The organism is Microbacterium sp. (assembly GCF_036566905.1).
Lineage (GTDB): Bacteria > Actinomycetota > Actinomycetes > Actinomycetales > Microbacteriaceae > Microbacterium.
In genome coordinates this window covers 34063-55921 of the sequence record NZ_DATCVK010000127.1, presented here as the reverse complement: position 1 = coordinate 55921, position 21859 = coordinate 34063, and the positions used below count along the sequence as shown (strand labels likewise).

At 67.5% G+C, this 21859-nt stretch carries 23 protein-coding genes; 16 read left to right on the top strand and 7 right to left on the bottom strand.

Annotated features, from left to right (window positions below):
* Positions 1–19 precede the first annotated feature (19 nt).
* The 5 genes from VIP82_RS09700 (at position 20) to ppk2 (ending at position 3544) form a co-directional block, all read left to right on the top strand.
* A complete protein-coding gene (locus tag VIP82_RS09700) occupies positions 20–145 on the top strand; it encodes a hypothetical protein (protein ID WP_331908018.1) in 126 nt (41 codons plus the stop codon).
* Positions 142–867, top strand: coding sequence for a Type 1 glutamine amidotransferase-like domain-containing protein (locus tag VIP82_RS09695; protein ID WP_331908016.1), 726 nt, complete (start codon positions 142–144; stop codon positions 865–867). The genes VIP82_RS09700 and VIP82_RS09695 overlap by 4 nt, the downstream gene beginning before the upstream one ends.
* A gap of 294 nt (positions 868–1161) precedes the next feature.
* Positions 1162–1827 carry an SDR family NAD(P)-dependent oxidoreductase gene (locus tag VIP82_RS09690; protein ID WP_331908014.1) on the top strand — a complete coding sequence of 222 codons (666 nt, stop codon included), beginning with the start codon at positions 1162–1164 and terminating at the stop codon, positions 1825–1827.
* A gap of 173 nt (positions 1828–2000) precedes the next feature.
* Complete coding sequence (locus VIP82_RS09685) at positions 2001–2375, top strand: cyclophilin-like fold protein (RefSeq protein WP_331908012.1); 375 nt, start codon at positions 2001–2003, stop codon at positions 2373–2375.
* A gap of 338 nt (positions 2376–2713) precedes the next feature.
* On the top strand, positions 2714–3544 hold the full coding sequence (gene ppk2, locus VIP82_RS09680) for a polyphosphate kinase 2 (RefSeq protein ID WP_331908010.1): 831 nt from the start codon (positions 2714–2716) through the stop codon (positions 3542–3544).
* A gap of 339 nt (positions 3545–3883) precedes the next feature.
* On the opposite strand, the gene VIP82_RS09675 is transcribed toward ppk2, so the two are convergent.
* Positions 3884–5155 carry an amidohydrolase family protein gene (locus tag VIP82_RS09675; RefSeq protein WP_331908008.1) on the bottom strand — a complete coding sequence of 424 codons (1272 nt, stop codon included), beginning with the start codon at positions 5153–5155 and terminating at the stop codon, positions 3884–3886.
* Positions 5156–5276: 121 nt separating this feature from the next.
* Here VIP82_RS09675 and VIP82_RS09670 point away from each other — a divergent pair, with 121 nt between their 5' ends.
* Positions 5277–5843 (top strand): TetR/AcrR family transcriptional regulator, encoded by a 567-nt coding sequence (locus VIP82_RS09670; RefSeq protein ID WP_331908006.1) that lies wholly within the window; start codon positions 5277–5279, stop codon positions 5841–5843.
* A 153-nt stretch (positions 5844–5996) separates the two neighbouring features.
* Here the strand turns inward: VIP82_RS09670 and VIP82_RS09665 are convergent, their stop codons facing one another.
* A complete protein-coding gene (locus tag VIP82_RS09665) occupies positions 5997–7022 on the bottom strand; it encodes an MBL fold metallo-hydrolase (protein WP_331908004.1) in 1026 nt (341 codons plus the stop codon).
* A gap of 81 nt (positions 7023–7103) precedes the next feature.
* On the opposite strand from VIP82_RS09665, the gene VIP82_RS09660 reads away from it, so the two are divergent.
* Both VIP82_RS09660 and VIP82_RS09655 read left to right on the top strand, forming a co-directional pair.
* Positions 7104–7922 carry a LysR family transcriptional regulator gene (locus VIP82_RS09660; protein WP_331908002.1) on the top strand — a complete coding sequence of 273 codons (819 nt, stop codon included), beginning with the start codon at positions 7104–7106 and terminating at the stop codon, positions 7920–7922.
* A complete protein-coding gene (locus VIP82_RS09655) occupies positions 7919–8815 on the top strand; it encodes a serine hydrolase (protein WP_331908000.1) in 897 nt (298 codons plus the stop codon). The genes VIP82_RS09660 and VIP82_RS09655 overlap by 4 nt, the downstream gene beginning before the upstream one ends.
* Positions 8816–8893: 78 nt before the next feature.
* Here VIP82_RS09655 and VIP82_RS09650 read toward each other — a convergent pair whose 3' ends face one another.
* Complete coding sequence (locus VIP82_RS09650; RefSeq protein WP_331907998.1) at positions 8894–9748, bottom strand: SDR family oxidoreductase; 855 nt, start codon at positions 9746–9748, stop codon at positions 8894–8896.
* Positions 9749–9841: 93 nt separating this feature from the next.
* Between VIP82_RS09650 and VIP82_RS09645 the strand changes: the two genes are divergently transcribed.
* Together VIP82_RS09645 and VIP82_RS09640 are read left to right on the top strand one after the other, a co-directional pair.
* Positions 9842–10207, top strand: coding sequence for a winged helix-turn-helix transcriptional regulator (locus VIP82_RS09645; RefSeq protein ID WP_331907996.1), 366 nt, complete (start codon positions 9842–9844; stop codon positions 10205–10207).
* Positions 10208–10334: 127 nt separating this feature from the next.
* Positions 10335–10694 carry an MmcQ/YjbR family DNA-binding protein gene (locus VIP82_RS09640; RefSeq protein WP_331907994.1) on the top strand — a complete coding sequence of 120 codons (360 nt, stop codon included), beginning with the start codon at positions 10335–10337 and terminating at the stop codon, positions 10692–10694.
* A gap of 11 nt (positions 10695–10705) precedes the next feature.
* On the opposite strand, the gene VIP82_RS09635 is transcribed toward VIP82_RS09640, so the two are convergent.
* Positions 10706–11461 (bottom strand): class I SAM-dependent DNA methyltransferase, encoded by a 756-nt coding sequence (locus VIP82_RS09635; protein WP_331907992.1) that lies wholly within the window; start codon positions 11459–11461, stop codon positions 10706–10708.
* A gap of 126 nt (positions 11462–11587) precedes the next feature.
* Positions 11588–12514: a helix-turn-helix transcriptional regulator gene (locus tag VIP82_RS09630; RefSeq protein ID WP_331907990.1), complete on the bottom strand. Its 927-nt coding sequence runs from the start codon at positions 12512–12514 to the stop codon at positions 11588–11590.
* A 101-nt stretch (positions 12515–12615) separates the two neighbouring features.
* On the opposite strand from VIP82_RS09630, the gene VIP82_RS09625 reads away from it, so the two are divergent.
* Positions 12616–13071 (top strand): cyclophilin-like fold protein, encoded by a 456-nt coding sequence (locus VIP82_RS09625; protein WP_331907988.1) that lies wholly within the window; start codon positions 12616–12618, stop codon positions 13069–13071.
* A gap of 52 nt (positions 13072–13123) precedes the next feature.
* Here the strand turns inward: VIP82_RS09625 and VIP82_RS09620 are convergent, their stop codons facing one another.
* A complete protein-coding gene (locus VIP82_RS09620) occupies positions 13124–13618 on the bottom strand; it encodes a hypothetical protein (protein WP_331907986.1) in 495 nt (164 codons plus the stop codon).
* Positions 13619–13808: 190 nt separating this feature from the next.
* Between VIP82_RS09620 and VIP82_RS09615 the strand changes: the two genes are divergently transcribed.
* Positions 13809–15605, top strand: coding sequence for a family 43 glycosylhydrolase (locus VIP82_RS09615; RefSeq protein WP_331907984.1), 1797 nt, complete (start codon positions 13809–13811; stop codon positions 15603–15605).
* A gap of 44 nt (positions 15606–15649) precedes the next feature.
* Here VIP82_RS09615 and VIP82_RS09610 read toward each other — a convergent pair whose 3' ends face one another.
* The gene (locus VIP82_RS09610) at positions 15650–16237 is read right to left on the bottom strand and encodes a TetR/AcrR family transcriptional regulator (protein WP_331907982.1); all 588 of its coding nucleotides are present in this window, start codon (positions 16235–16237) and stop codon (positions 15650–15652) included.
* 146 nt (positions 16238–16383) lie between these two features.
* Between VIP82_RS09610 and VIP82_RS09605 the strand changes: the two genes are divergently transcribed.
* The 4 genes from VIP82_RS09605 to VIP82_RS09590 all read left to right on the top strand — a co-directional run bounded on the left by VIP82_RS09605 (position 16384) and on the right by VIP82_RS09590 (position 21805).
* Positions 16384–18501: a hypothetical protein gene (locus VIP82_RS09605; RefSeq protein ID WP_331907980.1), complete on the top strand. Its 2118-nt coding sequence runs from the start codon at positions 16384–16386 to the stop codon at positions 18499–18501.
* 171 nt (positions 18502–18672) lie between these two features.
* Positions 18673–19965: an ABC transporter substrate-binding protein gene (locus VIP82_RS09600; protein ID WP_331907978.1), complete on the top strand. Its 1293-nt coding sequence runs from the start codon at positions 18673–18675 to the stop codon at positions 19963–19965.
* Positions 19962–20894: a carbohydrate ABC transporter permease gene (locus VIP82_RS09595; RefSeq protein ID WP_331907976.1), complete on the top strand. Its 933-nt coding sequence runs from the start codon at positions 19962–19964 to the stop codon at positions 20892–20894. Before VIP82_RS09600 ends, VIP82_RS09595 begins: the two co-directional genes overlap by 4 nt.
* Positions 20891–21805: a carbohydrate ABC transporter permease gene (locus tag VIP82_RS09590; protein ID WP_331907974.1), complete on the top strand. Its 915-nt coding sequence runs from the start codon at positions 20891–20893 to the stop codon at positions 21803–21805. Before VIP82_RS09595 ends, VIP82_RS09590 begins: the two co-directional genes overlap by 4 nt.
* Positions 21806–21859: the final 54 nt, after the last annotated feature.

Below are 21859 nucleotides of genomic sequence, written 5' to 3'. Positions count from 1 at the left end.
ACCCGCGTAGGCTCTTCGGATGACCTTCGATGCGAACGACGGGGGCGCCGGCGTCGACGGAATCCGCCGCGAGATCCTCACTCGGGACCGGTTCCGCGATGCGGCACCATCGCTTGCCGTCGCAGCCGGGGATGATCCCGCGTGAGCGTGCACCTCATCGGCGGCGGCGCGACCACGGGTGCGGATGCCCCGCTGTACGCGCCGTTCGTCGCCGAAGCGGCGCTGCGAGCGGGCCACGCAGGCCGCGCGCGGCCGCGCGTCGCCGTCATCTCACTGCACCCCGAGGCCGAGGAGAAGGCGGCGGCGCTTGGCGAGCTTCTGGCCGAGGCCGCAACGGGAACCGCGATCGAGGTGCACCTGACCGCGGGGCGGCCCGGCGAGCCGATCGGGCTCGGCGCGATCGCCGACGTCGACGGCATCGCGGTGGGGGGCGGCGTCGTCGAGGACGTGCGCGCAGGGCTCGAGCCGGTGTTCGGCGAGTTGCGCCGGCTGGTCGCCGGCGGTGTGCCCTACCTCGGCGTCTCGGCCGGAGCGATGATCGCGGCGGAGGGCTCGCTCGGAAGCGGCTCGCGCATCGGCGGCGTCGTCGTCTCACCTGAGGACCCTGGCGAAGCAGGTGACGAGCTGGAGATCGAGGCCGGCATCGGCCTCGTCGACGTGGCCATTGAGGTGCACGTGGCCGAGCGCGGCATGCTGTCCCGACTGGTCGCCGCCGTCGAGTCGGGGCTGGTCGGGGGCGGGCTCGGCGTCGACGAGCGCACGGCTCTGATCGTGGGCGATGGTGGGCTCCGGGTCGAGGGCAAGGGCAGCGTCTGGCGGGTGCTGCCGGCCGAGGGTGGCGTGCTGGTCTCTACGATCGGCACCTGAGGACGCCCCGAAGTCCCGCGCATCTGTAGGATCCCCCACCATCCACACTGGGGCGTTTGACACGTCAGCACGATCCCCTGCGGGCGTGAGTCCCGACCGATGGGTGTACTCAGAGGGACTCCCTCGCACTCGCCTGCCTCCCTACCGTTGAAGAGGTGCACCCCACCGCCGCGCGAACTGGACCGACACTGGGCGCCAGTTGGCACGGCGGTCCTGGTAGCGCGGAAGCGCTCGTCTGCACCTTTTGAGTCCCCTCGTGCGACGGCGGGGAGTTCCCGCATGGAAAGGACCACCATGACCACCATCGCCATCATCGGAGCAGGCCCAGGACTCGGCCAGGCCACCGCTCGCCGCTTCGGCCGCGAGGGCTTCGCCGTGGCGCTCCTCTCACGCACCCAGGAGAACGTCGATCAACTCGCCGCCGGGCTGGCCGAAGCGGGCGTGACCGCCCGCGGGTACGCGGCGAACGTCCGCGAGCCCGACGCGCTGCGCGAGGCCCTCGACGCGGCGGCATCCGATCTGGGCCCGATCGAGGTCCTCCAGTACAGCCCGGTCCCCGCGCACGAGTTCATGAAGCCCGTGCTCGAGACGGCGGCGGAGGACCTCGTCGGCCCCGTCGAACAGTCGGTGTACGGCCCGGTCACCGCTGTCCAGCACGTCTTGCCGGGCATGCGGGTGCTCGGACGAGGCACGATCCTGCTCATCAACGGCGGCAGCGCCGTCCGCCCGAACGGCGCAGTGGCCGGCACCTCCGTCGCGTTCGCCGGAGAGTCCGCCTACGGACAGATGCTGCATGACGCCCTCGCCCCCGAGAGCATCCACGTCGCGCAGCTGATCATCCCGCGGGGCATCGGCGGCGGCGACCTCGACCACGAGCCCGGCGCCCTCGCCGAACGGATCTGGTCCTTGCACCGCGACCGCGGTGCCTTCCGCACCTTCGTCGGGGAAGGGACGGCGTGACACGCGTACCGGGGCGAGCTCTCGGTACGGGGGCAGCAGTCGCTCTTGCGCTGCTCCTCCCCGCGTGCAGCAGCACATCCGGGGAACAGCCCGCGACGAGCGCGTCTCCCGCGGCATCCGCGTCACCGAGCGCGGTCCCCGCCCTTCCCGCCAATCCCACCGAGGAGCCAGCCGTGGACACCGTCATGGGCACGACGATTCGCTTCACCGCGCCCACAGGGGCGATTGACGTCACGCTCGACGAGGACAACCCCGCAGTGCGCGACCTGCTCACGATGCTGCCGATGACGCTCGAGTTCGAGGACTTCAACGGCGTGGAGAAGATCGCCTACCCTCCGCGTCCCATCCAGACGGCGGGCTCGCCGCCGTCGAGCGCCGGTGCAGGCGAGCTCGCCATTTACGTCCCCTGGGGCGACATCGCCTTCTTCTACGCGGGCGAACGCGGCGCGCTCTCCGCCGACATCGTCCACCTCGGCGTCTTCGACGCCACCTTGGACGAGCTCCAGGTCCTCGAAGGCGGCGATGTCACGGTCGCCGTCGTCGACTGACCAACGAGCAGAACTCGGATGCGCGTCCCCAGCGACATCGACTCGCGGCCCCTGCGGGGAGTTTTGCCGCTCGAACGCCCTCCTCCTCGGCCACGGAATCACCTGCGCGCTGCCGGGCGAGCATCTCGCGGAGATCGTCATCGGTGGCGGACTCACTCCGTCGTCCCGACGTACGCTCTTCGCCTACGCGTCGAGCGGGTTGTCAAGACCCGGCTGATCACGTTGCAGGCTGCATAGTGTTGGCGGCGCGGCGAACAATACGCCGGGAATCGATGGTGATCATGCACGACCGCGGAGACATGACCAGGGCGCGCACGCCGCGATCGAGGACGAACTGAATGTCCAGGAAGAAGGCGACCAAGTCGGGCAAACGTCTCCCCAAGCGACTGTACGAGGCTGAGCTCGAGCGTCTGCAGGTTGAGCTCGTCGAGATGCAGCACTGGGTCGCAGCAACCGGCGCGCGCGTTCTGGTGATCTTCGAGGGTCGCGACGCCGCGGGCAAGGGCGGCGCGATCAAACGGGTGGTGCAGTACCTGAACCCACGACATGCGCGCGTCGTCGCACTGCCGAAGCCTTCGAAGAAGGAGCGCGGCCAGTGGTACTTTCAGCGCTACATCGAACGGCTGCCCACCAAGGGCGAGATCGTCCTGATGGACCGGTCCTGGTACAACCGCGCGGGAGTGGAGCGCGTCATGGATTACTGCTCCGAGGAGGAGTACCAGGCATTCCTCCGCCAGTGCCCGATCGTGGAACGCATGCTGATCGAGGACGGGATCATCCTGATCAAGTACTGGTTCTCGGTCTCGGACGCCGAGCAGCAGTCGCGCTTCGAGTCGCGGCTGGGCGACCCGATGCGTCGCTGGAAGCTGTCTCCGACCGATCTCGAGTCGATCCTGCGGTGGGAGGACTACTCGCGAGCGAAGGATGCGATGTTCGCGGCGACAGATACTTCCGAGTCGCCGTGGTGGACGATCGAAAGCGATGACAAGCGCAGCGCGCGGCTGAACGTGATCGCACATCTGCTCAGCAGCATCCCGTATCAGCGTCTCGAGCTGGACGACGTCTCGATTCCCGATCGACCGGACGCGAACGACTATCAACGACCACCCGTCGAGCAGTTCCATTACGTTCCCGACCGCGCCGCCCAACTCCTCAAGACCAAGTCCTGACGTGCTGTGTGAGCAACGCGGGCGCTGAGCCGTGGCTTGCCCGGGGTGTATGTGTGCGGGAGCGACTGCAAGCCGGGGAATCGCGCACCATCCGAGAGTGTCCCGCTCACCTCCGGATCAGAAGGTCCGCAGTGAGCCGATCTAACGCCAAGTGAGAGCTGAGTCCGCTAGAGCAGGCATGCAGCAGACGCGGGCCTTCCGGCAGTCGATGCCAGATGAGCCGACAAGGGCGGATCGGTCCGACGTCTCTCGACAAGGGGTGCGCCGGTTGTACTTCCCCGTGACGTTGTGAACGCGGGCTGCGGGGATTGTCCGATGCCCGTGTGGGTCTGCGGTGATTCAGCCGTCGGTCTTTCCGCTCTGCCCGAGTGCGGTGCCGCGGCGCCAGATCTGGCGGATGTTGAGTGTGTCCGAGATGTTCGTGGTGGGGTCGCCGTCGACGAGGAGCAGGTCGGCGCGCATGCCTTCTTGAATTCGTCCGCGATCGGTGAGACCGAAGCGGCGGGCGGGTGTTGCGGTGGCTGCGCGGAGTGCTTCCAGTGGGCTGAGGCCGGCTCGGACGAGCATCTGCAATTCGTGATGGACGCTCGCGCCGTGCGCCATGCCGCCGAGTATTGGTAGTGGGAACGAGACATCGGTGCCGACGAGGATGTCGACACCGGCAGCATGGAGTGCTTTGACCGACGCGAACACGTCGTCAAGGTTGCCTTCGGGGTAGCGGTTGTAGCTGCTGTTCAGGGTCGAGATCCAGGACTCGTCGAGCTTGGAGCTTACGCGGAGGTCTGCGGCGAATTCGGTTGCGGTGATGCCCATCATCGAGGCGTTCAACACGATGCACGGGATCACGAACGCGCGGGAGGCTGCGACTTGGTCGATGATCGCCTGGGTGTGGGGCTGGTCCATGAACACGTGCACCAACCCGTCGATACCGGCGTTCACGGCTGTCAGTGTGGCACCGATGGTGAGGGTGTGTGCGACCGTGAGGAGCTGGAGTCGGTGCGCCTCAGCAACGCCGGCTGTGACGACGTCATCTCCGAGTAGGGGAAGTCCCGGCGCCCCCTCGACGGTCCCGTCATCGATCATGAACTTGATGTAGTCCGACCCGGTCTCGGCGAGTTTGGGAATGAACGCGACCGCTTCTTCGGGAGTGGTGGAGAAGGGCATAACAATGTCTTGCCAGAAGCTTGCGTCCTCGCCGCCGTCGGCATCGTCCCAGGGTGCCTCCTCGTTGTCGTCTTCGTGGTCGCCGCCCATGAGTTCACTGGGGTGGCCGCCGGGCGGAGTGATGCCAAATCCCGCCGAGCGGACGTCGGCGAGACGGTCATTGTCTGTGACTTGATCGCGCTTGTTGCGCGTGAACATGCCCTGCATCTCCAGCTCGGTGGTCACGCCGAACGTCAGCGCGAGTTCGAGCGCTTCGAGCGACGTGTGAACGTGTGAGTCGATGAGCCCGGGAAGTATGGTGCCAGCGCGTGCATCGATGATGCGTGCGTCGCTTGGCGCGTGCCCGCCGATGGTGACGATGTCTGTTCCCTCGATCACCAGGGTGGTCGCTTCGAGAACTCTCTCGCCGTCGAAGATTCGGGCATTGATGATGGCGGTCTTCGTCACGGTGAGTCCTTGATCGATTCGGAGTGGGATGATCTCGCCAGTCTATGCAAATGCGCAGTCACTACGCAAACGCAGTCGATTCGGATTCGGAGTTGATACACATTTCATCTAGGATTGCGCCATGGCAGATACCGGTGGGCTGCGGGAGCGCAAACGAGCACAGACCAGGCGTGCGCTGACGAGTGCAGCGACCGAACTATTCCTCGAGCGCGGGTTCGATCAGGTCACGGTTGCTGAGATCGCTGACGAAGCGAATGTCGCGCTGACGACGCTGTTCAAGTACTTTCCAGACGGGAAGGTCGCCCTCGTCTTCGATCGCGAAGAGGACAGGGGCGCGGAACTCGTCCGAGCAATCGAGCGACGCCCCGCAGGCACTGATCCATTGAGCTCCGTCGAAGCATTCATGATCAGCCGGTTGCCGTTCAATGCCGAGGGTGGAAAACGGGACGAACTGTTGGAGCTCATCTTTTCGACCCCGCAACTCCGCGCGCACGTTCGTCAGAAATGGACTGACTGCGAGGATGTATTGGCGGCCGAGCTGAGCAAACACGAAGCTCTGAACGCCTCGGGTGCTCGGGCGTTGGCCCGATTCATCCTCGAAAGCCCGGACATCGCGGCGCGGGAATCCTCACCTGGCGCAGCGCTTCAGATGATCTTCGCCAATCTCCGTCGCGGTTGGGGTCTCTAGAACATCTCCGAGGTGCGATCGAACTCGATCTCGCGCCACTGAACGGTCGTTGAGTTGGCGGCTGGCTCCCCCTGAGCATTCGCGCCCGGTAAACCCGAACCATCGGGTTGTGGCTCCTGTTCGTCCTGGAGATATCGCGGGCGTTGGCCGGACTCAGAGCAGCTGCATCGGGGTGAGGTAGGTCGGCTCCACCACTCTGGTGCTCGGCGAGATCCGCTTGATGTCGGCCGTGAGGGCCGCCATCCGGCCGCGCGTCTTGTCGTCGGTCTTCGGTGGTGTGCGGAGCGGGGATTCGAAGTCGTCCCAGTGCACGAGCACGATCGTCCGGGGCTTGTCCAGAGCACGCAGCAGTCGGCCGGCGTAGTCCGCCGTGAAACCGTTGCTCGGCACCGGCAGCGCCACGGTGTCGACATCGAGTCCCTGCAGCTCGCGATCGTCGTAGTCACTTCCGCCGAGCAGGAGTACGCCCGGCCGACCAACGGCCGGTCGGATGACGAACCCGATCGTGTCGCCTTCGAGCAGATCGGCGATCGTAGAGGGCGGCGGGGGAACGTGCGTGCGCACACCTGGGAACGTCAGGCCTCCGCCACCGTTGCGGCTGTGCAACGATCGGACCACCCGCACGACCGCATCTCCGATGTTGAGCTCCTCGCCACCTTTGACGACCGCGAGCTGGGCGGAGGGGAGTCCCATGGCGATTCCGAGCTGGTAGCCCGTCAGCGTTGTGTACACCGTCGATTTCCACGTTGCGGCGATGTGCGGAACGTCCGCGAAATGATCCCAATGCGTGTGTGTGACCAGGATGGCTGACACTGCGGGCCGCCCGTCCCCCGGCGTCCCGAGGACCGAGGTGATCGCCGTGCCGTCGAGCGTCAGGGGAGTGGTCTCCTTGAACGCGCCCGCGGCCAGGCCCGTGTCGAATCGGCTGAGATACGGATCGAGCAGGAGCGTCGTCGTCGGAGTGGAGATCCTCCACCCCGCGTTGCCGAGCCATTCGAATGCGGCGAATCCGCCGCCGCCGGCCGGCTGCCTGTCGACACCCTGTGCGGATGCCGTCTCGGGCGAGCCGGCATGCATGACGACACCCGCGAGTGCCGCCGCCCCAGCGCCGGTCAGCACGGCGCGGCGGCCGATCTGTGGATTGATGGCCTTCTTCTTCGTCGCGTGTGAGGAATCCATGACCGCAGTTTTCAGTGCCGTGCGGCGAGAGTCAAAGACTCTCATGCACCTCGGTCAATACGTTTTCGATATCGTCATTCCATGGATCTGCTTCGCCATCTGCACTTCTTCGCCGCGGTGGCCGATACCCGGCACTTCGGCGACGCCGCTCGTGACCTCGGCATGACCCAACCGCCCCTCTCGCAGGGCATCCAGCGGCTGGAAGTGCGTCTCGGCATCCGCCTCTTCGATCGGGACGCGCGCGGGGTCCGCATCACTCCCGCGGGGCAAGCCCTCCTCCCGTATGCGCGCGAACTCCTCCGACTCGAAGGCGAATTCGACGACCTTGCTACCGGCATCGCGGCGCCGACGCAGATCAGGCTCGGGCTGGCGGGCGACATCGACGAGCTGATCGACGATGTCGTCGGCGCTCTCGCATCGACGGGGCAGGAGATCGCCCCGACTGTGGCCGGGAGCGTGGAACTGGTCGATCTGCTCCGCGATGGAGCACTCGACATCGCGGTGTTGCGCCATCCCGGCATCGTCGACGGCCTCGAGGCCGGACCGGTCCTGGTGATGCCCACCCGGTGGGAGCCTGCGGGGGCGGATGCCACGAGCTCGCTTCCTGTCGCGGTCCCACCGCGTCACCACCAGCCGCCCGCGCACGACCAGCTGGTCGATGCGCTGCGCCGCGCCGGTCATAGCGGCAGCGTGGTCGAAGCCGCCGACAATGCTCAGCGCCGAGCCATGACCGCAGCACGCAACACCGTGCGGCTGGCGCCAGCGGCAGCCGGGACGACTGCCGGCGCCGACTCGCCCCCGCTGCGCCTGCGGATCGCGACTCCGCTCCCCAAGCATCGGCGGCCGGATGTCGATCACCTGCTCGCCGTGACGGCGTTGACTGCAGCACTCGGCCGATGAGCGCGCACCACGCGACGCACGAGGCCGATCTCGCCGAGATCGCCCGGGACGCGGGGGTGTCCGCGTGGGTTCATGCGAGCAGGCTGGATGGCCCACCGGGCGAGGTCGGGCTCTCTCCGACGGAGCCGGTGGCGATCGCGTCGGTGTACAAGCTTCCGCTCGCGCTCGTGTGGGCATGCCTCGTCGACGATGGACAGCTCGATCCACGCCAGAGGATCTGCGTGCGGGGAGAAGACCGCGTCGCGGGCCCGACCGGAATCGCGATGCTGCTCGACGACGTGGAGATGAGCCAGCGCGACGTGGTGCGGCTCATGCTGGCAGTGTCGGACAACGCCGCAGGCGATGCGGTCCTGTCGCTGATCGGTCCGGGCCGCGTGCACCGACGTCTGCAGGATCTCGGCTTGCCGACCACCCTCGTCCGTCACGGCTCGGCCGAAGAGACCTCGTCGATCATGCGCGATACGGGCGCAGACAGCTGGGCTGCCGCGCAGGTCGCCCTCGCTGACCCCGATCGAATGATCGGCACCTCTCAGTACGATCCTGCGTACGCGAGCGGGGGGTCGGCCGCCGACCTCACCGCCGCGTTGCGCATCCTGTGGCGGCGAACGGGCGATCCGTACGCACTCGTCCGGGATGCGATGGCTCATCAGGCCTGGCGGCACCGCATCGGATCCGGCTTCCCGCATGACGATGTGTCGGTGCACGGCAAGACGGGCTCGCTCGGCAGCCTTCGCCATGAGGCTGCCGTCGTTCGGTTCCCCGATGAGCACCCCGTCGCCGTGACGGTCCTCACCCGCGCCGTGAGATCGGAGCGTCATCAACCCCGCGTCGACGCGGCTATCGGAGCACTTGCCCGGCGCGCCGTATCACCTCTGCGGCTGGCGGCGTCCTGACCCGCATGACCAGGACGTGAGCCACGGCGCGTCCAGCCCACTCGAGGCTCCTCGAGCGGGCTGGACGACCGCGGGTGCTCAGAGCGCCGCGCGCAAGCCTTCGTCCAAGGGCGTCGTCGGGCGACCGAGCAGGCGCGAGAGCGTGCCGTCGGTTTCGGCGAGTGCACCGTCGCGGATATTCGCGTCAAGCGCGGTCACGAAGCCGACGGTGCCGGCGTCGAGGCCGGCGGCCTCGAGTGCGGCGGCGTGCTCGGCGGTCGTGAGTGGCGTATAGCGCACCTCTCGGCCCGTCAGCTCCGAGGCCGCCGCGGCAAGCTCATCGAAGCTCCACGCGACGTCGCCACCGAGTTCGTAGACCTCGCCGATGTGTCCGTCCTCGGTGAGCGCGACCGCGGCGGCCTCGGCGTAGTCGATGCGGCTCGCAGAGGCGACGCGGCCCTCGCCAACGCTCGCGGCGATGGCGCCGGTCTCCTTGGCGCGCGCCACGTCGGCGACGTAGTTCTCCGTGTACCAGTTGTTGCGAAGGATCACAGCGGGGATGCCGGACGCCACGATGGCCTCTTCGGTCGCCTTGTGCTCGGGTGCGAGCACGAGGTCGCTCGTCGTGGCCTTGGACGCGCTCGTGTAGACGAGTTTCTTGACGCCTGCGGCTCGAGCCGCATCGATGACGGCCTGGTGCTGCGCCGCGCGCTTGCCGACCTCACTGCTCGAGACGAGCAACAGGGCGTCGACGCCGTCGACGGCGGCGGCAACAGTCTCGGGAGCGTCGTAATCGAGGGCCACGACCTGCACGCCGAGGTCGGCGAGGTCGGCGGCCTTGGCGAGGTCGCGAGCGCCCGCGCGAATGGCCGAGGGCTCGACGCCGCGAGCGAGGAGGTTGTCGACGACGAGGCGGCCGAGCTGGCCCGTGGCACCGGTTACGAGGATGGTCATGAGGAGTCCTTTCTCAGGGATCGCCCACAACAACGCGTCAGCTTCTGTCCACCTTCCCGCCGGCGGGTACCCACTTTCAGGTAAGGTACCCACATGGTGGTTAGTTTCGCGCAGATCCGCGCGTCGCAGGATCGCATCTTCGACGAGGGCTGCGGCACGCGCGTCGTCCTCGATCACATCATGAGCAAGTGGGGCGTGCTTGTGCTCTCGGCGCTCTCCGACGGGACGCTGCGGTGGGGCGAGCTGCGGAGACAGGTCGACGGCATCAGTGAGAAGATGCTCGCGTCGACCCTGCGCACCCTCGCCTCCGACGGGCTCGTGCATCGGGAGTCGTTGCCAACCGTTCCTCCCCACGTGGAGTACAGTCTCACGCCGCTCGGCCGCGACCTCATGGAGCGGATGCTTCCGCTCGTCGCGTGGGTCGCCGACCACGCCGATGCGATGGTCGGGAGGCCGTAGCACCCCGGGACGGCAGATCCATTGATCTGCGCAGGCCAGTTCGTCATGCTCGGCTGGTGAGCAGATTCGAAGGTCTCGAAGCCGGGGCAGCGCGGATCGCGGCGGATCTCGTCGATGGGATCCGAGCATGGCGGTGATCGGGGACGTTCGAGCGCTGGGTGTCGAGTTGGAGCGCTCATACCCCGTGTACGTGCACGGGAGGTTGAAGTTCCGTGTCGGTCAGATCGTGTATGTGGCGTTCTCGCTCGACGAGAGCGTGATGGGGTTCGCCTTTCCGAAGGAGGAGCGTGCGGCGCTCGTCGGGGGTGATCCACGCAAGTTCCAGATGCCATCCGCGACGGACCTGCGCTTCAACTGGGTGCACGCGGATCTTGCATCACTGGAGCCCACAGAGGCCCGTGAGCTCGTCGTGGACGCGTGGCGCATGGTCGTCCCCCAGAAGCTCTCTCGCGCCTACGATCTCGCGCATCCCGACGGCCCGGGCTGAGGTCGCAGGTGCTACCGCGGCGTGCCGGCAGCTGACGGTTTGCGCCACACCGACACGTGGCTCGTGCTGTCGGACGTGAATGGCGTCCGCGTCCAATCCTCGTAACGTTCCTCGAACACGAGACCCGCCAGTCGCGCCATGAGGTCGCACTCGGCGGGCCAGATGAAGCGGAAGTTGCTCGCGCCGTACCGGACCGAGCCGTCGCCGTCCCGCGTGTAGTGGTGCGAGGTGCCCTGCTGGGTGACGAGATCCATCGTGTCGAAGCCGAGGTGAGCATCGCTGACGTCGAACGGGACCGCGGTCTGTCCGGGTGGGAATCGCCGCAGCGGCGGCACCCACAGCTCGATGACGAACCGTCCCCCCGGCGCGAGATGGTCGGCGGCGTTCTGGAAGCACGCCACCTGCTCGCCCTGGGTGCGGAGATTGCCGATGCTGTTCCACACGAGGTAGACGAGCGAGAACATCCCAGGGACTTTGGTGGTCGCCATGTCGCCGACCGTGACCGCGATCTCGTCGGCGGACGCCTTCGTCCGCAGCTGGTCGGCCATCGGCTGCGACAACTCGATGCCCGCCACGCGGATGCCGCGCGCCGCCAGGGGGATCGCCACCCGGCCGGTCCCGATCGCGAACTCCAGAGCCGGCCCGTCGCCGGCGAGTTCCGCGAGGAAGGCGACCGTGGGCTCGAGCACCTCCGGCTCGAACATGGCCGCAGAAGAGGAGTCATAGCCCCGCGCGGTCTCAGCATCCCAGTAGTCACTGCTCACCATTCGCCAGACGTTAGCCGAACCTCTGCGTCGGCGTCAGTGCCGGAGCCGTGATCGCCCTCGTCGACCGCGGACAGCCGACGCCGTGCGTCCACGGCGTGACGAGATCGAGCAGCGCAGGCCGACTGATCACAGTTCGCCAACTGCCGTGCGCCTCACGGGTGTTGCGGCGTGGGCGGGCCGGTGTTCCTCGGACGGTGCTCGGGATGACGCCCAGTTGCCCAGAAGCTGCAGCGCTTGATGGTCGGGTGAGCCGGGCTCGGCGGTGAGCACCGTGAGCTGCACGGCGGCGTGGCCAACCACGTCCAACCCGTTGAAATGCAGGGTGAGGTCGCCGACCGTGTGGTGGTGGAATCGCTTGACTCCGGACTGGTGCTCCCAGACGTCATGGCGGCCCCACAGCGTCCGGAAGTGGTCGCTGCGCGTCGACAATTCGCCGACGAGGTCGTGGAGCGGTTTGCTGTGTGGGTCTCGCCCGGCCTCGGTCCGCAACTGGGCGACGTTGATGCCCGCGACGGTCTCCCAGTCGGGATAGAACCGGCGTGCGACGGGTTCGAGGAAGATGAACCGCGCGAAGTTCGGTGGTGTGGTCGTGGCGGTTGCGAGCATCTCGTCCATCAGGGCGCTGCCGAGCGGGTTCCATGCCAGAAGGTCGGTTCGGCCGTTGCCGATCATCGCGACCGCGGAGCCCATCGAGTCGAGGAACCATTGGATGCTCGGCGACGGCCGCCACGCGGGCGTCGGCTTCTCGGCACCGCGGTTCTTCGGGGTGATGCCGCCGGCCTGGTGCGCGAGTCGGTACAGATACTCCCGCTCGGCGTCATCCATCTGCAGCGCTTTCGCGACGCCGTCCAACACCGCCTCCGACGCGCCGGCGATCGAACCACGCTCCAGACGGGCGTAGTACTCGACGCTCACGCCCGCCAACGCCGCCGCCTCACCGCGACGCAGGCCCGGCACGCGTCGATCAGCGCCACGGGCGAAGCCCACGTCTTCGGGCTCGACCCTCGCCCGCCGCGACATCAGGAAGTCGCGCACCTCGGAACGGTTGTCCATGGACTCAGGCTAGGTCGACACTCATCCGCATTGGGATGCCCTGCCAGGGCACGGCAGGTCAGGGGCTCCCATCGGCAGAGCGCAATCGATTGGCTGAGGACATGCCACAGCGATCCCTGCTCCGCCGAGCTCCGCAGCGGGTCCTCAACAGCGTCGTCACAGCGCTCCTCCTGCTGACCGTCCCCGTCCTCGCCCACGGAGACGAGGCACCTCCGACGTGCGTTGTCGCCGCGTTCGAAGATTCCGCTACCGCGGCTCAGCTCGTCTCGCATCTCCCGAGCACCCTGACCTTCAGCGACCGCATGGGCGCCGCGGTGTTCGCGCCGCTGCCAGTCCCGTTGGCACTCGACTCCACGGCCGCTGTCGACGGGTATCGCAGAGGCGACATCGCCTACGTCTCGTCCGAACAGAGCATCGTCGTGTTTCTCACTGACGGGACGGCCGTCCCCGATCACGGACTCGTCGTCCTCGGCCACCTGACGAGCGGACTGCAGGACCTCGACGGGTGCGTACAGAACTGTGCTGTCGAACTCGTCGTGGGACAGATCGGCGCATAAGCGGTCCGGCAGTGATGGCCGACACCGCAGCAGCTGTGACGACTCCTACGGATCACCGCGCCGTGTTGATGTCGTGCACCAGTCGAGGCGTGCGCCACTGGCCGATCGTGTGCGCCCAGCTGCGGATCGGATAGGCGAGACGGACCACGAAGTAGTTCACATACTCCACGACGCCGAAGAGCCAGACCGCCACGACAGCAATTGCCGCGACGACGTGATCCGGCAGCCACACGAGCACGCCGAGCAGGCCGACCAGGAGCAGGCCGGCGTCGAGGTAACGGAACCCGCGGTAGAGAGCCGCCAGCGGGACCGGCATCGGGGCCCTCTCGACCCATCCGCGAGCCAGGAGCCAGTAGGTGCCCGCCTGGACGAGGATGACCAGGAGCGGAACGAGCGCGGCCCACAACGCAGCCGAGTCCTGGTACGTGTCGAGCTTCGGCATCACGACGCCGAAGGCGATCCCGGCGAAAACGGCCGCCGCGACCAGCTCGCCGAGGCCGAGGCTGAGGTACCTGCGCCGCAACACCTCTCGCCGGCTGTCTGACACGCGCGAACTCTACCAAGGCCGGTCGCGGCTGCACGTCACGGTGCCCGTCGGGTCGCGACCATACCGGCCGTGTGTTTCGACGTCCGTCTGGCAATCGGTTGTCATGAAGCGCTGAGCCGTGCTTGAATGCCATCGCCACCACCCGGGCAGCAGACAGTGGTGCCCGCATGCCCTCGCCAGAAAGATGACCATGTCGCGCATCCTGTGCAACCCGATGGATCTCGCCTACCGCTACCAGGACGTCCGCTTCTCCGGGAGGGTCGGCGGCCTCCTCCTGGGCGAGCCGGACCGCAATGTGCACCGCGAAGGGGCTGACCCGTCGCTCGTGCTCTATCGAGGGAAGTACTACCTGTTCGTCTCGATGTCGCGCGGTTTCTGGCACTCCGACGACCTCCTCCACTGGGTCTATCAGGCGACCGACAAGCTCCCCCCGTTCGATTACGCTCCCGACGTCCGCGAGGTCGACGGCGCGCTCTTGATCAGTGCGTCGCGCAAGGGCTCGAACTCGCCGTTCTTCCGCAGCACCGATCCGCTGGCCGACGACTTCGAAGAGGTCGCTCCGGGCACGTTCTCGTTCTGGGATCCGAGCGTCTTCCAAGACGACGACGGGCGCGTGTACCTGTACTGGGGGTGCGACAACGTGGAGCCGATCAGCGGCGTCGAACTCGATCAGGATCTGACGCCGATCGGAGAGCCGGTCGAGCTCATCGGCGCCGACACCACCACTCGCGGGTGGGAGCGACTGGGAGAGGACTACGTCGTGCCCGAGCCGACGACCGAGCGCGAACGGATGATCGCCTCGTTCTCCGGGGAGAACCCGTACATCGAGGGTGCCTGGATGACGCGCTACAACGACCGCTACTACCTGCAGTACGCCGCTCCGGCCACCCAGAACAACACCTACGCGGACGGTTACTTCGTAGGTGACTCCCCGCTCGGTCCCTTCTCCTATGCGACGGCCAGCCCGTTCTCGTCCAAGCCGGGCGGCTTCGCCAGAGGTGCAGGTCACGGCAGCACGATCCAGGACGAGCATGGCAACTGGTGGCACCTCGCGACCATGCGCATCAGCGTCAACGGCGCGTTCGAGCGGCGCCTGGGCATCTTCCCCGCCGGGTTCGATGCCGACGGCGTTCTGGCCTGCAACCAGAACTTCGCCGACTATCCGCTCGCCGTTCCCGACGGCGCTTTCGACCCGTGGGCGAGGATCACGCCTGAATGGATGCTGCTCTCGTACCGGTCGACGGTGACGGCCTCCTCGGCGGCGCCTGGGCACGACGCCGCCCTCGCTGCCGATGAGAACATCCGGACGTGGTGGGCGTCGTCCGGCGTCGGCAAGGGGGAGTGGATCTCGCTCGACCTGGGTGCCGTCAGCACTGTCGCTGTCGTCCAGGTGAATCTCGCAGACCATGAGCTGGCGGCGGTCGCCGCTCCCGTCGAGGAGGGCGCCGACGGCGGCCACACGTGGCGCGGGATCTACCGCGACCACAGTCCGGCCGTCGTCATCGTGGATGGCTCGGTCGATGGTCAGAGCTGGGAGACGATTCACGACGGCCGCGTCGACGAAGCGGACCGCCCGCATGCCCTGATCACGCTCGACGTACCGCGCGAACTCCGTTACATCCGCGTCGTCGCGGCGCGCCTGCCCTTCGACGGGGCATTCGCGGTCAGCGGTCTGCGGGTCTTCGGTCGGGCGGCCGGGGACGTTCCTTCGGCTACGACGCCGACGGCGGTTCGAGCCGAGCCCCGCACCGCCCGCGTCAGCTGGCCCGCCGTCGACGGTGCCATCGGCTATAACGTCCGCTACGGGGCCGGCCCCGAAGCGTTGTATCGCAGCTGGCTCGTCTACGACCGGACCGAGCTCGATGTTCCGTCATTGAACGCAGATGAGGACACCTGGTTCGCCGTCGACGCCTTCAACGGCACCGGCGTCACCCTCGGCAACGCCGTGCGCGCGGAGCCCGCCAGGCCTGGAGCGGATCGTCTGTGACGCCACCCCGGCGCACCCCGGCGCCGGGATTCCAGGTCCCGAGCTCACTCCAGCGCATCCGGGCCGAGGAGTGCTCGAATGTGGGACTCGATGAGGGCGCGGATATCGAAGGGCGGGCCCTGCATCCACTGCAGCTGAAGCCCTTCCCACGCAGCGAGCAGCAGATGCGCCGCGTCGTCCGCCTTCACGTCGGCGGGTACGCGGCCTGACTGCTGCAGGCGGCGGATGTCGGTCGCCACGACGTCCACCGACCGCGCCCACCGCTGCCGGAAGAACTCGTTGGCCGGATGCGCCGGGTCGGCGGCCGCGCCGGCCAGCTCGTTGTAGAGCCGGGCGTAGTTGGTGCGCTGGACGCCCGCCTCTGCCCGACTTCCCATCTCGGCGATGGCTCCGGCCTCATGCCCGCGCGCACGGGCGTTCTCCTCGTCGTGCTGCTGCAGCGCCGCGATGAGGAGGCTCTCCTTGGTGGGGAAGTGGTAGTAGACGGTCGGCTCACTGGTGTTCGCCAGCTCCGCGATCTCCGTGATGGCGACGTTGCGGTGACCCTTCTGCCGCACCAGTTCGAGCGCGGCAGCGCTCAGTGACCGGCGACGCACGTCGGATTTCGCGTAGGGGCCGCGCTTGCTGGTCATCCCGGCTCCGTTCCCGCGCTCCCGAAGGGGAGTGCGCCTGCAATGTTATGCTCGAACTCAAAATAATAGACGACTCAGAATTGAACACAGAACGCGAGGCTCCTGTGACCATCGATCGACGCCGCCTAGTGCGAACGCACAACCCCGTGTACACCGCTGCTCATCCGACCGCGGTGCTCACCGTCGGCAATGGCGACATCGCGATGTCGGTCGACGTCTCCGGCCTGCAGACGTTCCCGGGCTTCCACGAGATCGTGCCCGACCCCCGGCGTCGCATGACCGACGGTGTGGACGGGCTCCCCGAGCAGGAGGTGCGGGCGTTCGACGCCGACGACTTCCAGATCCCGCTGCGGACGCAGTCCAGCTGGGGCTGGTACCGGACGCGCACGAAGCGGCGGTTTCGCTTCGAAGACACCGAGTCGGTGTACCGGACGAGCCGCGGACCGGTGTCCTACCCCGACCGCATGGGTCTCCAGCGGGCGAGCGACCCGATCGCCCCGGAATACGAGGCGGGCGCCTGGTTCCATTACAACCCCCGGCGCGCGCACCTGGGGCGTCTCGCGCTGGTGGATCCCCGAGGTGGCGAGGTACGGCATCCGTCCCTTCTCACCGATGTGCGGACGGAGCTGGATCTGTGGTCGGCGAGCGTGCACGCCGACTACACGCTCGACGGAGCACGAGTGTCGGTCGTGTCTGTCGTCGATCCGACCGAGGGCTCCTTCGCGGTGCGTGTCGAGTCCGAGCTGCTCGCCCGCGGGTGGGGCGTGGCATGGGTGTTCGACGCGCAGGCGGACGAGCTGGCCTCCTTCGAGGTGCCGCTGGAAGAGTCGACGTCCTGGACGGCCGAGGGCCGCGGGCATGGGAGTGCGGAGCGTTGCGTCGAATCCACGACATACGTCGTCAGGATGAAGACCTCAGGCTCTCTCGCCCACCGCGTGGACCGCATCGTCGCGAGCGCGGACGACACGCCCTTCCTGGAAGTGGTCGTCGCGCTCGCCCCTGCGGCATCCGCACCATCCGCACCATCCGCGGAGTTGTCGTCCTTCGAGCAGATCAGAGCACGCGCGGAGAACTGGTGGGAGCGCTACTGGTGCGACGGCGGCGCCATCAGCTTCAGTGGCAGCTCCGATCACCGGGCGCACGAACTCGAGCGTCGCATCGTCCTGTCGCAGTACCTGCTCGCGGTCAACTGCGCGGGGTCCACGCCCCCGGCGGAATCGGGCCTCACCTACAACACGTGGACGGGCAAGTTCCATCTCGAGATGCACTGGTGGCATGCGGCCCAGTTCCCGCTCTGGGGCCGCGGGCACCTCCTCGAGCGAAGTCTCGGCTGGTACCACGGCGCCCTCGAACGCGCCCGCGAGACGGCTGCTCGTCAGGGCTACCGCGGGGCGCGGTGGCCCAAGCAGACGGACCCCTCGGCCGAAGAGTCGCCCAGCAATATCGGCGTCTTCCTGATCTGGCAGCAGCCGCACCTGATCTACCTCCTGGAGCTGCTGCTCGCCGAGGGGCGCGACGAACGATTCCTGCTCCGGCACTATCCGCTCGTCGAGGCGACGGCCGACTTCATGGCCGACTTCGCGGAGGAACGAGACGGGACCTTCGTGCTGCCTGCCCCGCTCATACCTGCACAGGAGAGCTACCTGGCGGACCGCGCCACGACGGAGAACCCGACGTTCGAGCTCGCGTACTGGTCGTGGGCTCTCGGGCGGGCGAGCGAGTGGCGGGAGCGCCTCAGGCTGCCCCCGCGTGCGGACTGGCAGCGAGTGGCGGCGAACATGCGCCCGCCGCACGTGCTCGCCGACGGCACCTACGCCGCCGTCGCCACGCGGCCCCACCTCATCCGCAAGGATCACCCGTCGATGCTCATGGCGGCCGGGTGGCTGCCCGATTCCGACCTCATCGACCTCGGCGTCATGAGCGCGACCCTCGACGCGGTCTGGCGGGATTGGGAGCTGCAGTCCAGCTGGGGCTGGGACTACGCGGTGATGGCGATGACCGCGACGCGCCTCGGCGACATCCCGCGCGCGCTGGACGCGCTGCTGCATCCATCACCGAAGAACGTCTTCCTGGTCAACGGCCACAACCCGCAGATGCCCGGGTTCCTGACGATCTACCTGCCGGCGAACGGCGGCGTCCTCGCGGCGGCGGCGCATGTGGCCGCGACCCTGAGCGGTGGCGCTGACAAGCCCCTGGGCTGGGACATCCAGGTCGAGGGGCTGGACACCTGGGCACGCTTCGCGAATTCGAGAGTCGTCTATTGATTTTGGAACCGCCATCGTGGACAATAGGTCTGGCAACCGATTGACAGATCGGCTCAGGCAAGCCGATCACACAACCACACAGCGGAGGCGCCCCACGGCGGCCCGCCCTCTCCCGACGGCGGCGACGCGGACCGCGTTCTCCACGGCTTTCAAAGACGAGGACCAATCCCCATGAACACACCCATGACCCGGCGGCGTCGCGGCGCGATCCTCGCCGGCTCGCTGTCCATCGCGACGGCGCTCACTCTCACCGGCTGCTCGCAGCCGACGCCGGAGGCCGATCCGACCGCGGCGGAGGACATCGAGCTGACGTTCCTGAACCAGTCCCGCGGTCAAGAGGCAGCGCTCACCCAGCTCGCCGAGCAGTACACCGAGGAGACGGGGGTGAAGGTCACCATCGACTCTCCCGGACCCGCCGACTACCTCCCCAAGCTGCAGGCGCGCGCTCAGTCGGGCGACATGCCCGACATCTACTCGTCGTTCGCCGCCACCGACATGGCGCCGTTCTACAAGGCCGGCTGGGCGATGGACCTGACCGACGAGCTCGAGAGCGGCTGGAGCGAGGATTTCAGTCCGGAGGTCATCGAGATGTCGACGTTCGAAGATGGCAACAACCTCGACGTGCCGGCGGGCATCTACAGCGTGCACTGGGAGACGCAGACCTACGGCATGATGGTCAACCCGGCTCTGGCGGAGATGACGGCCGACGACGCCCCGGCGACGATGGAGGACTTCATCGACGCCAACGAGGGCGACGGCAACTTCTCCATCGCCGCGTCGCTGACCCCGCAGCTGATGCAGGGACTCGCCTCCAACTGGCTGACCGACGAGGAGATCGCCGCCACCTTCAACGGCGAGGAGAGCTGGGACAGCGAAGGCTGGCACAACGCCTTCCAGTTCCTGGTCGACCTGAAGGATGCCGGCGTCATCGCGAACGGCACCCTCCCGGGCGGTCAGGACGACAACCCGAGCGTCGAGACGGCGTTCTTCACGCAGACGCTCGGTTCGATCTTCGATGCGTCGCCCGGCGTATCGGTCGGCTTCCGCACCAACCCGGAGTTCACCGACTACTTCTCGATCGGCATCCTGGGCGCCGAGGACGCGCCGCTGGAGCCGCGCTCGCCCGGCATCCCCGGAAAGGGCGCCGTCATCAACCCGAAGGGCGAGCACCCCGAGGCCGCGCTCGACTTCGTCAAGTGGCTCACCGAGCCGGAGCAGCAGCAGGTGTTCGCGGAGGTGGGCCTCATCCTTCCAACCAACCCGGAGCTGCTCGCAAGCGGCGATGTGCCCGAGCAGCTCGTCGGTTTCGCGGCGGGCGTCGAATCGCTGCAGGTGATGTCCACCACGTTCACGACCGACGTAAAGACGGCGATCGTCGCCGAGGCGCAGCGCCTCGTGCTGGGCGAGACGACGGTGGATGACGCGCTGGCCGCGATCCAGGCCGCTCAGGATCGGTCGTCGTGACTTCAGAGCTCCTGATCCCCGTGCGGCGCCCCCTACGGGCGCCGCACGGGCGGCGGGGCGTCCGGCGCAACGTCATCGGCTGGCTGTTCCTCGCACCGGCCATCGTCCTCATCGGCGTGTTCACCATCACGCCCTTCGCCCAGGCGATCCTGCTGAGCTTCCAATCGTGGGACGGCGTCAGCCCCGATACTCCGTGGGTGGGCCTGGCGAACTACGAGTTCGTGATGAGCGACCCGGTCTTCTGGGCCTCGATGCGGAATGTCCTCTTCTTCGGCATCATCGGCTTCGTCGTCGGCAACGGACTGGCTCTGGGCCTCGCGCTCGCCGTCAACAGCATCACGCGCGGCACGACCTTCTTCCGCACGGTCTTCTATCTGCCCGGCGTGCTCTCGGTGGTGGTCGTCGGTCTGCTGTTCGGCTTCATCCTCGCGCCCGACTCCGGAGTGCTGAACCGGCTCCTCGAACTCGTCGGGCTCGGCGCGTGGACGCAGAACTGGCTGGGCGACCCGACATTCGCCCTGATCTCCGTCTCCGCCGTCTTCGTCTGGTACCACTGGGGCTTCGCGTTCCTGCTGTTCCTCGCCGGCCTCCAGGACGTCCCCAAAGAGCTGTACGAGGCGGCGGAGCTCGACGGAGCCAATCGATGGACCACCTTCCGGTACGTCACCTGGCCGCAGTTGGCGCCGGTGACGTCCATCGTGAGTCTGCTCACCCTGCTCGCCGCCCTGCAGATCTTCGGAACGGTGCAGGTGCTCACCAACGGCGGTCCGGGCTACCACACGATGGTGCCGACCCTCGCGATCTACAACGAAGCCTTCGTCAACTGGCGCTATGGCAGCGCCGCAGCGATGTCCGTGATCTTCGGCGGCGCGCTCGTGCTGCTCTCGCTGATCCAGCTGGCGATCACGGGACGGAGGTCCCGCGCATGACCCTCACCAACGACAAGGCCGACGCGGGCACGCCGACGCCGGCATCGCGCCCCGACGATGAAAGCACCTCGGAGCCCGCGGCCCGTCGCCGCCGCGTGCCCGTCCACAAGATCGGCCTCTACGGGCTGCTCGGCATCGCGGCTCTGACTGCCCTGTTCCCCCTCCTGTGGATGGTGTCGGGATCCCTTCAGACGCTCACGGAGCTGCTGACGAACCAGAGCTTCGTGCCGAGCGATCCGCAGTGGGGCAATTACGTCACGGCCTGGGTGGAGGGCGACCTCGGCACGTATCTGCGCAACAGCGTGATCTACACCGGGGCCGCGGTACTCGGCATCCTTCTGGTGTCGAGCCTCGCCGGTTACGCGCTCGCGCGACTCGAGTTCGCCGGCAAGGGCGTGTTCACCTTCGTGATCCTCGCGGTGATGATCATCCCGGCGCCGGCGATGTTCCTCGCGCAGTACAAGCTGCTCATCTCGCTGGGGCTCACCAATAACCCGGTGGGCTACGTGCTGATCCTCATCACGTCGGGCATCCCGATGTCGACGCTCATCATGCGGAGCTTCTTCGTGAGCCAGCCGCGCGACCTCGAGGAGGCCGCCGCGCTCGACGGCGCGGGACCGCTTCGCGTCTTCTGGAGCGTCATCCTGCCTCTCGCGCGCCCGGGGCTCGCGGCGGTGGCGGTCATCCAGGGACTCGGCGCCTGGAACGAGTACCTGATGGCGCTCGTGCTGTTCGACGACAACGAGCTCATGCCCATCCAGCGCGGCCTCACCGCGTTCACATCTGCCGAGACGCCCCAGCAGCAGGTGCTGCTGGCCGCCACCACGATCTCGATCGTGCCCGTCATCGTCTTCTATCTGATGGCGCAGCGGCACATCGTGAAGGGCATCGGCGCCGGAGCCTTGAAGTAGCGGTACCCCGGCCACCGTGCACGGTTCGCCGTGGACGTCTGAGCGGGCGTTGTC